Source organism: Caballeronia sp. A2-2 (genome assembly GCF_057612605.2).
In genome coordinates this window covers 978,247-992,129 of the sequence record NZ_CM172587.1, presented here as the reverse complement: position 1 = coordinate 992,129, position 13,883 = coordinate 978,247, and the positions used below count along the sequence as shown (strand labels likewise).

Genomic DNA, 13,883 nt, shown 5'->3' with positions numbered 1-13,883 from the left:
CCGATGGTCGTCGTCATGAACGCGCGCCTTCATCCCGAAAATCAGCTTTTTCGACGGGCCTTGAATCCGCGGCTTTTTCTCCGCACATGGCTTTATCGCCGAAAAGCTTAGAATGGTCTGAGATTCATCCAATAATTCGCTCCGAACCCGTACCCGTAATAGGCACCGCATGAACATCATCGAACCTGGCATCCGCAATCTGGTCACGGCGAAGGACGTGCTGCTCACGCCCTACGGCCTCGACGAAGGCCTTATCGTCAGCACGCTGGCGGACATCTTCACGCATCGCGTGGATTACGCCGATCTCTACTTTCAGGTGACGCGCAGCGAAGCGTGGAGTCTGGAGGAAGGCATCGTCAAATCGGGCAGTTTCAGTATCGATCAGGGCGTGGGCGTGCGCGCCGTGTCGGGCGAGCGCACCGCGTTCGCCTATTCGGACGACCTCTCGCCCGAGTCCATCAAACAGGCCGCGCTGGCCACGCGCGCAATCGCCAAGGCGGGCGGCGGCAAGCACAAGATCAAACCGGCGAGCGTGCTCACCGGCGTGTCGGGCCGCGATCTCTACCTGCCCGCCGATCCGCTGCATTCGCTCGATGCCACCGCCAAGGTCAAGCTCTTGGAACGCGTCGAGCAGATGGCGCGCAGCCGCGATCCGCGCATCACGCAAGTCATGGCGGGTCTCGCCGGCGAATACGATGTCGTGCTGGTCGCGCGCAGCGACGGCGCGCTGGCGGCGGATGTGCGTCCGCTCGTGCGCGTCTCGGTGACGGTGATCGCCGAGCAGAACGGGCGTCGTGAAATCGGCTCGGGCGGCGGCGGTGGCCGCTTCGACTACGGTTATTTCACCGACGATATCCTCAACAAATACGTGGACGATGCCGTGCATGCCGCGCTCGTCAATCTCGAAGCGCGCCCCGCACCGGCAGGTGCGATGACCGTCGTGCTCGGGCCGGGCTGGCCGGGCGTGCTGCTGCACGAGGCGGTTGGGCACGGTCTGGAAGGCGACTTCAACCGCAAGGGGTCGTCGGCGTTCGCGGGACGCATCGGCGAGCAGGTCGCGGCGAAAGGCGTCACCGTGGTGGATGACGGCACGCTGCCGAATCGTCGCGGGTCGCTGAACATCGACGACGAAGGTAACCCGACGCAGTGCACGACGCTGATCGAGGACGGCATCCTCAAGGGTTACATTCAGGATTCGCTCAACGCGCGTCTGATGAAGATGCCCGTGACCGGCAACGCGCGCCGCGAATCCTACGCCGCCCTGCCGATGCCGCGCATGACCAACACGTACATGCTCAACGGCGACAAGGACCCGAAGGAGATTCTGGAGTCGGTCAAGAACGGCCTGTACGCGGTGAATTTCGGCGGCGGTCAGGTCGATATCACCAACGGCAAGTTCGTGTTCTCGGCGTCCGAGGCGTACATGATCGAGGACGGCAAGATCACGTATGCCGTGAAGGGCGCAACGCTGATCGGCAGCGGCCCGGAATCGCTCAAGTACGTGACGATGATCGGCAACGACATGCGTCTCGACAGCGGCGTGGGCGTATGCGGCAAGGAAGGCCAGAGCGTGCCGGTGGGCGTGGGTCAGCCGACGTTGCGCATCGAGAAGATGACGGTGGGCGGGACGGGTTGAGTTTGATGTGCGGGGATTCCGCATGGTCTGTCGATGCGTTTGTTCGTTGAGACTGGCCCGGTGCGGATTTCCCGCGTTTTCATGCATGACGACTTGCCAGCGCCGCGTGTTTGCGGTTATAAAGGCAGTCAACCTTTTTTGACCTTTTGCTTTTTTCGAACCGCCATGTCCGCCAAGTTTTATTCTTATTTCTTTTGGCATCTCAAGCCGCTGGCGGATAGAGAGGGTGAGTCGTAGGTCTTAAAAAACCGAATTCCCGAAAAACCGCCAGCGAGTCTGGCGGTTTTTTTTCGCCTTTGGCTTGTTGGCTTTGATCAGAACGAAGACTGTTGGAGAACCGAAATGCCCCCGCACAATACCGATGATGTCCGTATCCGCGAGTTGAAAGAACTAACGCCGCCGGCGCACTTGATCCGCGAATTTCCCTGCGCTGAAGGCGTTTCCGAGCTGATCTATAACGCGCGGCAGTCGATGCATCGCATTCTGCATGGGATGGATGACCGGTTGATCGTGATCATCGGCCCGTGCTCGATTCATGATCCGAAGGCGGCGATGGAGTACGCGGGACGGTTGCTGGAGCAGCGCAAGCGGTTTGCCGGCGAGCTTGAGATCGTGATGCGCGTGTATTTCGAAAAGCCGCGTACTACCGTTGGGTGGAAGGGGCTGATTAACGATCCGTATATGGATAACAGCTTCAAGATCAACGACGGTTTGCGCGCGGCGCGTGAACTGCTGATGAATATCAATGAGATGGGATTGCCTGCGGGCACTGAGTATCTCGACATGATTTCGCCGCAGTATATTGCCGATCTTATTTCGTGGGGAGCGATTGGAGCGCGGACTACGGAGTCACAGGTGCATCGGGAATTGGCTTCGGGGTTGTCGTGTCCGGTCGGGTTCAAGAATGGCACGGATGGGAATGTGAAAATCGCTGTCGATGCGATCAAGGCGGCGTCGCAGCCGCATCATTTTTTGTCTGTTACTAAAGGCGGCCATTCGGCGATTGTGTCCACGGCGGGGAATGAGGATTGTCATATCATTTTGCGCGGTGGTAAAACGCCCAATTTCGATGCGGCTTCGGTCGATGCGGCTTGTAGTGATATTGGGAAGGCTGGTTTGGCTGCGCGGTTAATGATCGATGCTAGCCATGCTAATAGCTCGAAAAAGCATGAAAATCAGATTCCGGTTTGTGAGGATATTGGGAGACAGTTGGCTGCGGGGGATGAGAGGATTGTGGGGGTGATGGTTGAATCGCACCTCGTCGGTGGGCGGCAGGATTTGCGCGAGGGATGTGAGTTGACCTACGGTCAGAGTATAACTGACGCTTGTATTGGATGGGAGGAGAGTTTGAGGGTACTCGAAGCATTGTCAAATGCGATTAAGCAGAGACGACTCATTCGACGCGGCGGAAACTAGAAATCGGATAACTCCGAGCATGAAAATAAGATTCATGCTCGGTCGATCAAGTGCGCCACTCCAATCTGGAATTTGGAAAGTTAAACGCAGATAGACATCGCCATTATGCGAAGGGCTGGGCCTGGAAGAGCGAGTTGGCATACTTTCTCAGCTACGTCGCGCGCAGCGGTCATCCCTTCGCGATAGCTGTCAAAACCGTTCGTTACCCGCGCCACTCTTTCAAAGATATTCAGAACAGACGAAAGCACAGTCTTCTGAACAAGGCTGATCTCTTCTCCGCTATCGATCGAACGAGAAACTCGACCAATCACTTTAAAGCGTCCTCCCGTCAGTTTCGCTCTAACTGCTGAAGGCTCCAGCTCGCTAACATCGACATCTACAAGTCCAATTTGACGCCCACTGTCCGGGTCTATCATTATCAATTCGAGCAAGCCAGATTTCAGATAATCACACTCCAATTCTTCCAAAATTCTTGCAATTAATGCATCGTACTTAGCAAGCTCCGATTTCATATTCTTTGTGAAAATTTTGGGATTGAATTTATCACCAAAATTCTGCAAGACTTGCGAGACTAGCGGAACTGACACTTTCAGAGCCTCAAGGATAGAAAAGAAATCTATCGGCTGCAGGATGACGTCCAATTCGATATAGTGATTAAAGTGACTCGCTTGTTTCAAATCATTCGTCTTAAGGAGTCGCTTGCGCTCAGCTAGTTCGTCTAAGAGAACCATATGAAGTCCACCCATAGTGTAGCGTCTGGATGACTTTAAAGTCTCAGTGCTTCCTCTTGCGAGATCCGCCGAAATACTTACCGGAGATAAAAAGGTTTGCAGGAACTTAAATCCTAAAGTGAGATTCCCCTTTTTATTGGATGTAATCTCGCTCGAAGTCTCGGACTCCATGGAGACACCCTTAAAAACATACGCCGCACAATTCAAAACCATCTTTTCGTTTAAATAGACCGGCTCCAGATAAGCTCTAGATTCATTACTCACAATTTTTCAGCCTTTACTGAGCTTAGATATGGAATACATCTGATACTTAAACAGTCTATGTCAGAAAATCGAAATTAGATTTTAATGAACAAAAATCTACATTTCAAACAATTCTGAGTGCATAAAGTCAAATATCTCCTCAGAATAACGGTCATTGAACAATATTCTTGAAACTTAAGTCGTCTGTGTGCGGCTCGGTTTCCAATTGACCTCGCTATGGCCGTCGGCTTCATTTAGAATACGCGCTAGAACGAACAATAAATCTGACAAGCGGTTTATAAACCGCTGTGACGTGTAAACGGAATCATTTGAGCCATCGTCAGCCATTGTCACAATCCCCCGCTCCGCCCGCCTACAAACCGTCCTAGCGACATGCGCCAGCGCCGCCGCTCTAGACCCCCCCGGCAAAATAAACTCCTTTAACGGCGGCAACGTCCCGTTGTACTCCTCCAACCACCCATCCAACCGCGCCAGATGATCGTCCGTAATCATCGAATGCCCCGGAATCGACAATTCCCCGCCTAAATCGAACAAATCATTCTGAATCTGCGTCAACGCATCCCTCACATCAGAAGGCATCGGCTCACACAACAAAACCCCGATACAAGAATTCAGCTCATCCACATCCCCGATAGCCGCGATGCGCGCATCGTCCTTCGATACGCGGCTGCCGTCGCCCAGTCCGGTGGTGCCGTCATCGCCCGTGCGGGTGGCGATCTTGCTCAGGCGGTGTCCCATCATCGCTCCTTGAAATCACATAAAACCCCGACCCATTATAGGCACGCCTTCTCACCGAAAAATCGAGCCAAGCCCGCGAAAGCCCCAAGCGGCGGCCCACGCCCCAGCGGCGTAAAATAAGTTAGCCGCCCTACGAACTTCCAAAGTCAAAGCGCAAACCACCCGCGCCCGGAGTCACCGTGAATCACCCGACCGAACATCAGGCGCTTCAAAAGCGCCCCTTCCCCGCCGCGCTGCTCGACGCGCTCAAAGAACATTTCGGCGACCGCGTCTCGACTTCACATGCGACGAGAGAGCACCACGGCCGCGACGAATCCCCGTTCGATCCGCAACTCCCGGACGCCGTCGTCTACGCCCGCAGCACGCAGGACGTGCAGACCATCATCAACCTGTGCGCGGAACACGACACGCCGATCATCCCCTACGGCAACGGTTCGTCGCTCGAAGGGCATCTGCTCGCGGTGCAGGGCGGAGTGTCCGTCGATGTATCGGAGATGAAGGATGTCATCGCGATCAACGCGGAAGATCTCACCGTCACCGTTCAACCCGGCATCTCGCGCAAGCAACTGAACGAAGCGCTGAAGGACACCGGCCTGTTCTTCCCCATCGATCCCGGCGCGGATGCAAGCATCGGCGGCATGGCGGCGACGCGCGCCTCGGGCACCAACGCCGTGCGCTACGGCACGATGCGCGAAAACGTGCTCGGCCTGACCGTCGTCACCGCGGACGGCCGCGTCATCAAAACCGGCACACGCGCGCGCAAATCGTCGGCGGGCTACGACCTGACGCGTCTGTTCGTCGGCTCCGAAGGCACGCTCGGCGTCATCACGGAAGTCACGGTGCGGCTCTATCCGCAACCGGAAGCGATTTCCGCCGCCGTCTGCGCATTCCCGTCGATGGGCGATGCCGTGCGCGCGGTCATCGAAACCATTCAGATGGGCGTGCCGATCGCACGCGTGGAATTCGTCGATACGCTCGCCGTGCGGGCAATCAACCGCCACTCGAACCTCACGCTGCGCGAGTCTCCGATGCTGTTCTTCGAATTCCACGGCACGGAAAATGGCGTGCTAGAACAGGCGCAGACGGTGCAGGAAATCGCTTCGGAAAATCACGGCACGGACTTCGAATGGGCCACGCGTCCCGAAGATCGCAGCCGTCTGTGGAACGCGCGTCACAACGCGTTCTTCGCGATGTTGCAACTGAAGCCCGGTTGCCGCGCCGTCACCACGGATGTCTGCGTACCCATCTCGCGGCTCGCGGAATGCGTCGAGGAAACGGAGCAGGATTTGCGCGCATCGTATTTGCCGAGCCCGATCGTCGGGCACGTGGGCGACGGCAATTTCCACGTCGCGATGCTGCTCGATCCCGCGAAACCCGAAGAACTCGAAGAAGCGGAGCGGCTGAACCGGCGCATCGTCGAACGGGCGTTGAAGATGGGCGGCACCTGCACGGGCGAGCACGGCGTCGGGCTGCACAAGATGCAGTTTCTCGTCGAAGAACACGGCGAGGACACCGTCGATGTGATGCGCGCCATCAAGCACGCGCTTGATCCGCGCAACATGATGAACCCCGGCAAGATCTTCACGTTCACGCATTGAATACAGCGGCGTCCGAAGGAAATGCCGCAGCGGGCGTAAGATGAACGCAGGAATCCCATCGGAGAACGAGCGCCCCGCGCGCCGGGAGGAGACATGAACGCACCCGACGAACTGAAGCCCGAGCAGCTTGCGCCCGATCTGTCGCATGAAAACACGCACGCAGACGCGCCCGAACTGACGGAAGACCAACTCGCCGTCCGCCAGCGCGAAGTCGTGCAGGCGTTGATGGCCGTGCTGCCATCCCATTGCCTGCTGTTTCGCGACGAAGACACCGCCGCGTATGAATGCGATGGCCTCGCCGCGTATCGCCGCTTGCCGCTCGCGGTCGCGTTGCCGGAAACGGAAGCGCAGGTTCAGCGCATCGTGCAAATCTGCGCGCGTCTGAATGTGCCGATCGTGCCGCGTGGCGCGGGCACGGGCCTGTCGGGCGGCGCCATGCCGATTCGCCACGGCATCGTGGTGTCGCTGGCGCGGTTTCGGAAGATCATCGAAGTCGATCCCTATGCGCGCACCGCCACCGTGCAACCGGGCGTGCGCAATCTCGCCATTTCGGAAGCGGCTGCGCCTTATGGGTTGTACTACGCGCCGGACCCGTCATCGCAGATTGCGTGCACGATCGGCGGCAACGTGTCCGAGAATTCGGGTGGCGTGCATTGCCTCAAATACGGTCTCACGGTTCACAACGTATTGCGCATCCGCGCCGTGACGATGGATGGCGATGTCGTCGAATTCGGCTCGCTCGCGCCGGATGCGCCCGGCCTCGACTTGCTCGCGGTGCTGATCGGCAGCGAAGGCATGTTCGCGGTCGTGACCGAAATCACCGTCAAGCTCATTCCGAAGCCGCAAACCGCGCAGGTCATCATGGCGAGTTTCGATGACGTGGTGAAAGGCGGCAACGCGGTCGCGGCGATCATCGCGGCGGGCATCATCCCCGCTGGCCTCGAAATGATGGACAAACCCGCGACGCGCGCCGTCGAAGAGTTCGTCAAGGCAGGCTACGATCTGGACGCCGCCGCCATCCTGCTGTGCGAATCGGACGGCACGCACGACGAAGTGGCCGAGGAAATCGTCCGCATGACGGCGGTGTTGCGGGAGTTCGGTGCATCGCGCATTCAGATATCGCGCTCGGAAAGCGAACGGCTCAAGTTCTGGTCTGGCCGCAAGAACGCATTTCCCGCCGCCGGACGCATTTCGCCCGACTATTACTGCATGGACGGCACGGTGCCGCGCCGCTCCATCGGGCCGCTGTTGAAGCGCATCGAGCAGATGGAGGAAAAGTACGCACTGCGCTGCATCAACGTGTTCCATGCGGGCGATGGCAACATGCATCCGCTCATTCTGTTCAATGGCAACGATCTGGACGAATGGCATCGCGCGGAGGCGTTCGGCTGCGACATTCTCGAAGCGTGCGTGGAACTGGGCGGCACGGTGACGGGCGAGCATGGCGTGGGCATCGAAAAAATCAATTCGATGTGCGTGCAATTCTCGCCGGAAGAGCGCGATACGTTCTTCGCGGTGAAACGCGCGTTCGATCCGCCCGGCCTGCTCAATCCGGACAAGGGTATTCCGACGCGCGCGCGTTGCGCCGAATACGGCAAGATGCATATTCGCGGCGGGCTGCTTCCGCATCCGGAGTTGCCGCGCTTTTGATTTTGTTGGCGCACGCGTTCCGCTATCCACGTTTCACCGGGTATTGCGCCGTTAAGCGGCCAGTACAATCGTCCGGACAGCCGTAGAAAATCACAAGACGAATATGTGAGCGGGACATCATGGAACAGGACGACATCGTCGCCGGCTGGTCGGAGAGAATCGCGCGGGCCACGGAAAGCGGCACGATGCTGCGCATCCGGGGCGGCGGCACGAAAGACTGGTACGGTCAGACGCTGCAGGGCGAGATTCTCGACACGCGCGGGCATCGGGGCATCATCGAATACGATCCGGCGGAACTGGTGATTACCGCGCGAAGCGGCACGCCGCTCGCCGAGATCGAAGCGAAACTGCGCGAGCACGATCAAATGCTGCCGTTCGAGCCGCCGCATTTCGGGCGCGGCGCGACGCTGGGCGGCTGCATCGCGGCGGGTTTATCCGGGCCGCGTCGCGCGTGGACCGGCGCGCCGCGCGATTTCGTGCTCGGCGCGGTCGTGATGAACGGGCACGGCAAGGTGCTGCATTTCGGCGGTCAGGTGGTGAAGAACGTCGCGGGCTACGATGTCTCGCGGCTGCTCGCGGGGTCGCTCGGCACGCTCGGACTGATTCTCGAACTGTCGATCAAGGTGCTGCCGCGTCCGGTCGCCGAAGCCACGCTCAAGTTCGACATGCACGCGACCGATGGCGTGCGCAAGCTCAACGAATGGGGCGGGCATCCGCTGCCGATCACCGGAAGCGCGTGGCGAGATGGCACGCTGGCGCTGCGTCTGGCGGGCGCGGAAGCCGCCGTGAAATCGGCGCGCGCATCGCTGGGCGGCGAAGTAGTCGATGCCGTGGAAGCCGACCGTTTCTGGATCGGCCTGCGCGAACAAACCGATCCGTTCTTCGCGGTCATCGAGCCGCGTTCGGCGTTGTGGCGGCTGGCGTTGCCGTCGATTGCGGAGCCGCTGCATCTGCCGGGCGCGCAGTTGATGGAATGGGGCGGCGCGCAACGCTGGTGGATCACCGATACCGATCCGCAGACCGTGCGCATCAGCGCGAAGCAAGCGGGCGGGCACGCGACGATCTTTCGCGCGGGTTCCGCCTACGACCGCCATGCCGGTGTGTTCACGCCGCTGCCCGCGCCGCTCATGAAGATTCATCGCGGGCTGAAGACGGCCTTCGATCCGGCGCGCGTCTTCAACCGCGCGCGGCTTTATCCCGACTTCTGATCGTCCACCGACAACGCGATGCAAACCAATCTCGCCGATTTCATTCGCGGCACCGCAGACGGCGACGAAGCCGATTCCATCCTGCGCAAATGCGTGCATTGCGGTTTCTGCACCGCGACCTGTCCAACGTATCAACTGCTCGGCGACGAACTGGACGGGCCGCGCGGCCGCATCTATCTGATGAAGCAGATGCTGGAAGGCGCACCCGTCACGCGCAGCACGCAACTGCATCTGGATCGCTGCCTCACTTGCCGCAATTGCGAAAGCACCTGCCCTTCCGGCGTGCAATACGGGCGGCTGGTCGAGATCGGGCGCAAGGTCGTCGAGGAAAAGGTCGAGCGTCCGCTGATGCAGCGCATTCAGCGCCGATTGCTCGCGAGCATTCTGCCGAACAGCACGATCTTCACGCCCGCCATGAAGCTCGGCCAGCAGTTCCGCAGCTTCCTGCCGCGCAAGCTGCGCGCGAAGATTCCGATGCCGGAAAAGCCGCTCGCGCCCGCCACCGGCAAGCACACGCGCAAGATGCTGATGCTCTCCGGCTGCGTGCAACCGGCGATGATGCCCAACGTCAACACCGCCACCGCCCGCGTGTTCGATGCGCTCGGCGTGGAGATCGTCACCGCGCCGGATGCGGGCTGCTGCGGCGCGATCCGTCTGCATCTCGGCTACAACGACGACGCGCTCGACGATGTGCGCAACAACATCGACGCGTGGTGGCCGTACGTCGAAAAGGGTGTGGAGGCGATCGTCATGAACGCGTCGGGCTGCGGCGCGACGGTGAAGGAATACGCGCACTTGCTGCGGCATGATCCGAAGTACGCGGAGAAGGCGCAGCGGATTGTCGATCTGACGCGCGATCTGGCGGAAATCCTGCCCGCGTTCGAGGAAGAACTCACGGCGCTGGCTCGGCGGCGCGCGGTGCATACCGTCGCGTATCACCCGCCCTGCACTTTGCAGCACGGCCAGCAGATTCGCGGACGCATCGAGCAATTGCTGACCACGCTCGGGCTGGAAGTGCGTCTGCCTGCGGACAGTCATCTGTGTTGCGGTTCGGCGGGCACGTATTCGGTGTTGCAGCCGAAGCTCTCGTACACGCTGCGCAATCAGAAGCTCGACCGGCTGGAGAAAACGGAGCCGCAGTTGATCGTGTCGGCGAATGTCGGCTGCATCGCGCATTTGCAGAGCGGCACGTCCACGCCGGTCACGCACTGGATTCAGCTCGTCGAACATCTGATCTACGGTTGATGCGCTTCGTATAATGGCCGGATCGTTCTCACGGTCGTTCGACGCATGTCCATCGCTCAACATCTGGAAGAAGTCCGGCAACGTATCGCGCAGGCAGCGGGAAGTGCCTCGCGCGATCCGTCGTCCGTGACGCTGCTCGCTGTCTCCAAGACCTTTCCCGCCGGCGATGTACGCGCCGCCTTCGATGCCGGTCAGCGCGCGTTCGGCGAGAACTACGTGCAGGAAGGCATCGCGAAGATCGCGGAACTGGGCGATTTGCGCGGCGAGATCGAATGGCATTTCATCGGGCCGCTGCAATCGAACAAGACGAAGGTGGTCGCGGAGCAGTTCGACTGGGTGCATTCAATCGATCGGTTGAAGATCGCTGAACGGCTGTCGGCGCAACGCCCGGACGGTGCGCCCGCGCTGAACGTCTGCATTCAGGTGAACGTAAGCGGCGAAGATTCAAAAAGCGGTGTTGTTCCGGACGAAGCCGCTTCGCTCGCGCACGCGGTCGCCGCCCTCCCCGGTTTGCGTCTGCGCGGGCTCATGGCGATTCCCGAACCCGCCGCCACGCTCGACGAACAACGCGTGCCGCACGCACGTCTGCGCGAACTCATGAACACGTTACGCAGCGACGGCCTCGACCTCGACACACTCTCGATGGGCATGTCCGCCGATCTCGAAGCCGCCGTGCTCGAAGGCGCGACGATGGTTCGCATCGGCACCGCGATCTTCGGCGCGCGGGATTATTCGCACTGAACATACTCCAAACATCATCATGAAAATTGCATTCATCGGCGGCGGCAACATGGCCGCGGCGCTTATCGGCGGACTCATCAAGCGCGGCACGTCGCCTGCGGATATTTATGCCATCGATATCGACGATGCAGCGCGCGCTCGCACGGCGAAGCAGTTCGGCATCCGCACCGGCGCGGCAATCGATGCAACGCTCAAGGAATTCGATGCCATCGTGCTTGCCGTGAAACCGCAAGTGCTCCGAAGCGTGGCCGAAGCGCTTGAGCCGCATCTGTCGAAGCAAACGGTCATCAGCATCGCGGCGGGTATTCGCGCGAGCGATCTGTCGCGCTGGCTGAATGGCTACACGCAAGTCGTGCGCACCATGCCGAACACGCCCGCGTTGATCGGCATGGGCGTGACGGGTTTGGCCGCACTTGCCGGTGTCACCGATGAAGCCAAGGCACTGGCCAGCCGCGTGCTCGAAGCCGTCGGCACCGCCGTCTGGTTCGACGACGAAGCAAAGCTCGATGCCGTCACCGCCATTTCCGGCAGCGGCCCGGCCTACGTGTTCTATTTCATCGAAGCGATGCAGGAAGCGGCGCGTCAACTCGGCATGGACGAGCAGCAAGGCCGCGCGCTCGCGGTCGCGACCTTCACCGGCGCGGCGCAACTCGCGGCGCAGTCCGACGAACCGGCGAGCGTGTTGCGAGAACGCGTGACATCGAAGGGCGGCACGACGGCGGCGGCGCTGGCATCGTTCGATGCGCAGGGCGTGAAGGACGCCATCGTGCGCGGCGCGCTGGCGGCGCAGGCACGCGCGAAAGAGATGGGCGACGAGTTCGGCGCAGCCTGAAGACTCAGACGATCAACACCATGCCGTCGCGCTCGACGATATGCTGCTTCAGCGGATCGTCGGCGTGAATGGCGAGCACGTTGGGATCGACCGAATAGAAGGTGTCGTAGCCGAGTTCGGCGAGCGCTTCCCTGATAGGCGTCTCGCCCGTCTTCAGGAATTCGACGAGCAGCACGGGTTTGCATCGGCGAAGGGTTTCGCGCGCGCCTTCAAGTGCTTCGAGTTCCATGCCTTCGATATCGAGCTTGAAGAAATCGAGGCGTTCTAGCTTCAATGAATCGACGGTGACCATCGGCACGGTGACCATCGTTTCGACGTCGTAGGAAATCGGCTGGCCGATGGCCTGATTGCTCTCGCTCTGCCGCAATTCCAGACTGCCGAAACTTCCGGCCGAATGGTAATCCGGCTGTGGAATCGAAAGCTCGCCAATCGAGCTACCCAACGCCGCGAGTTTCACGCGCGCGTTGAGGCAATTGTTGATCGCGAGATTGCCGGCCAGCGCGTAATACACGATCTCCTGCGCCTCGAAGCCGAGCACGCGGCCCCAGCCATGCATGTGCCGCGCCCATTCGATCGAATGCGCACCGATATTCGCGCCGCCATCCAGCGCGAAGACGCCATCCCCGAAATGCTGGCGGCGCAGGGAAAGTATCGCAAGGGCAAAGCGAATTTCGCTTTCGTCGAAGCCCGATTTAGTCAGAAGCTGATGCCCGACGCCAAATGCATAAACACCCGAACCGGCGTGATCGTTGCGATTGACGATCATCGTGCCATGATTGGATGCGACGAGTACGAAAGCGACCGGACGTGCGGGCAATACCATTTGTTCAGGATAACGGTGGAAAGTGGAGTCGAAGTTTGACGCACGCCTCCCATTAAGGCAACGCTTAAAAAGGTCATAAATTCGCCTGCGAAATTCACGCGGCGAAACAACCGCCGCCGCACGCGTTCAGGACAACCACGCGTAATGCAGCGCAATGCCCACGAACAACGCCCCGCCCAGCCAGTTGTTATGTTTGAACGCGGCAAAGCACGCCATGCGCTCGCGGTGGCGAATCAACCCGTAGTGGTACACCGCGCACCCCGCCGCGCCGAGCCAGCCCAGCCAGTACACCCACCCAAAATTCAGCACGATGCCAATGCCCACGTAAATCGCGAGCGTCGCGGCATAACACAGCATGACGGCGGCCACATCGAAACGCCCAAACGTCAGCGCCGATGTACGAATGCCGATCCTGATGTCGTCATCGCGATCGACCATGGCGTATTCGGTATCGTAGGCGACGGACCAGAACACGTTCGCGATCAGCATGATCCACGCGAGCATCGGCACATGGTTCTGCACGGCGGCGAAGGCCATCGGAATGCCGAAACCGAACGCGATGCCGAGATACGCCTGCGGAATCGCAAAGAAGCGCTTGGTGAACGGATACGAACCCGCGACGAACAGCGCGAAGACCGACAACTCCTTGGTCAGCGTGTTGAGCGGCAAGATCAGCAGAAACGCCACGAGCGACAACGCCGCCGCGAGCGCCACCGCTTCCCACGCGCGGATCTTGCCGGACGTGATCGGCCGTTCGGCGGTGCGCTTCACATGGCGGTCGAAGTCGCGGTCGGCGTAGTCGTTGATCGCGCAACCGGCGGAACGCATCAGCAAGGTGCCGAGAATGAAGATGACGAGCAGCATCGGCGAAGGACGGCCGTTCGATGCAATCCACAGCGCGTTGAGCGTCGGCCACAGCAACAGCAAGCTGCCGATGGGTTTATCGAGGCGCACCAGGCGCATGTAGAGCGGGAGTCGGGCGAGCATGGCGGCCATCGGGG

The 13,883-nt window shown here is 60.1% G+C and carries 12 protein-coding genes; 8 read left to right on the top strand and 4 right to left on the bottom strand.

The window, feature by feature from the left end; genetic code table 11:
- The first annotated feature begins 169 nt into the window (after positions 1-169).
- Positions 170-1,636, top strand: coding sequence for a metalloprotease TldD (gene tldD / locus ACZCWR_RS04755; protein WP_487302571.1), 1,467 nt, complete (start codon positions 170-172; stop codon positions 1,634-1,636).
- 342 nt (positions 1,637-1,978) lie between these two features.
- Positions 1,979-3,052, top strand: a complete 1,074-nt coding sequence (gene aroG, locus ACZCWR_RS04750) for a 3-deoxy-7-phosphoheptulonate synthase AroG (protein WP_487302570.1) — start codon at positions 1,979-1,981, stop codon at positions 3,050-3,052.
- Positions 3,053-3,132: 80 nt separating this feature from the next.
- On the opposite strand, the gene ACZCWR_RS04745 is transcribed toward aroG, so the two are convergent.
- Together ACZCWR_RS04745 and ACZCWR_RS04740 are read right to left on the bottom strand one after the other, a co-directional pair.
- A complete protein-coding gene (locus ACZCWR_RS04745) occupies positions 3,133-4,047 on the bottom strand; it encodes a DUF6414 family protein (RefSeq protein WP_487302569.1) in 915 nt (304 codons plus the stop codon).
- A gap of 174 nt (positions 4,048-4,221) precedes the next feature.
- The gene (locus ACZCWR_RS04740; RefSeq protein WP_487302568.1) at positions 4,222-4,785 is read right to left on the bottom strand and encodes a cob(I)yrinic acid a,c-diamide adenosyltransferase; all 564 of its coding nucleotides are present in this window, start codon (positions 4,783-4,785) and stop codon (positions 4,222-4,224) included.
- 179 nt (positions 4,786-4,964) lie between these two features.
- Between ACZCWR_RS04740 and ACZCWR_RS04735 the strand changes: the two genes are divergently transcribed.
- The 6 genes from ACZCWR_RS04735 (at position 4,965) to proC (ending at position 12,059) form a co-directional block, all read left to right on the top strand.
- Complete coding sequence (locus tag ACZCWR_RS04735) at positions 4,965-6,383, top strand: FAD-binding oxidoreductase (protein ID WP_487302567.1); 1,419 nt, start codon at positions 4,965-4,967, stop codon at positions 6,381-6,383.
- Positions 6,384-6,476: 93 nt separating this feature from the next.
- A complete protein-coding gene (locus tag ACZCWR_RS04730; RefSeq protein ID WP_487302566.1) occupies positions 6,477-8,033 on the top strand; it encodes an FAD-linked oxidase C-terminal domain-containing protein in 1,557 nt (518 codons plus the stop codon).
- Positions 8,034-8,152: 119 nt separating this feature from the next.
- On the top strand, positions 8,153-9,241 hold the full coding sequence (gene glcE / locus ACZCWR_RS04725) for a glycolate oxidase subunit GlcE (protein WP_487302565.1): 1,089 nt from the start codon (positions 8,153-8,155) through the stop codon (positions 9,239-9,241).
- Between the two features lie 18 nt (positions 9,242-9,259).
- The gene (gene glcF, locus ACZCWR_RS04720; protein WP_487302564.1) at positions 9,260-10,486 is read left to right on the top strand and encodes a glycolate oxidase subunit GlcF; all 1,227 of its coding nucleotides are present in this window, start codon (positions 9,260-9,262) and stop codon (positions 10,484-10,486) included.
- A 45-nt stretch (positions 10,487-10,531) separates the two neighbouring features.
- The gene (locus tag ACZCWR_RS04715) at positions 10,532-11,227 is read left to right on the top strand and encodes a YggS family pyridoxal phosphate-dependent enzyme (protein ID WP_487302563.1); all 696 of its coding nucleotides are present in this window, start codon (positions 10,532-10,534) and stop codon (positions 11,225-11,227) included.
- Between the two features lie 19 nt (positions 11,228-11,246).
- Positions 11,247-12,059 (top strand): pyrroline-5-carboxylate reductase, encoded by an 813-nt coding sequence (gene proC, locus ACZCWR_RS04710; RefSeq protein WP_487302562.1) that lies wholly within the window; start codon positions 11,247-11,249, stop codon positions 12,057-12,059.
- A gap of 4 nt (positions 12,060-12,063) precedes the next feature.
- On the opposite strand, the gene ACZCWR_RS04705 is transcribed toward proC, so the two are convergent.
- Both ACZCWR_RS04705 and ubiA read right to left on the bottom strand, forming a co-directional pair.
- Positions 12,064-12,882 carry an FkbM family methyltransferase gene (locus ACZCWR_RS04705; protein ID WP_487302561.1) on the bottom strand — a complete coding sequence of 273 codons (819 nt, stop codon included), beginning with the start codon at positions 12,880-12,882 and terminating at the stop codon, positions 12,064-12,066.
- Between the two features lie 126 nt (positions 12,883-13,008).
- Positions 13,009-13,869 (bottom strand): 4-hydroxybenzoate octaprenyltransferase, encoded by an 861-nt coding sequence (gene ubiA / locus ACZCWR_RS04700; RefSeq protein ID WP_487302560.1) that lies wholly within the window; start codon positions 13,867-13,869, stop codon positions 13,009-13,011.
- Positions 13,870-13,883: the final 14 nt, after the last annotated feature.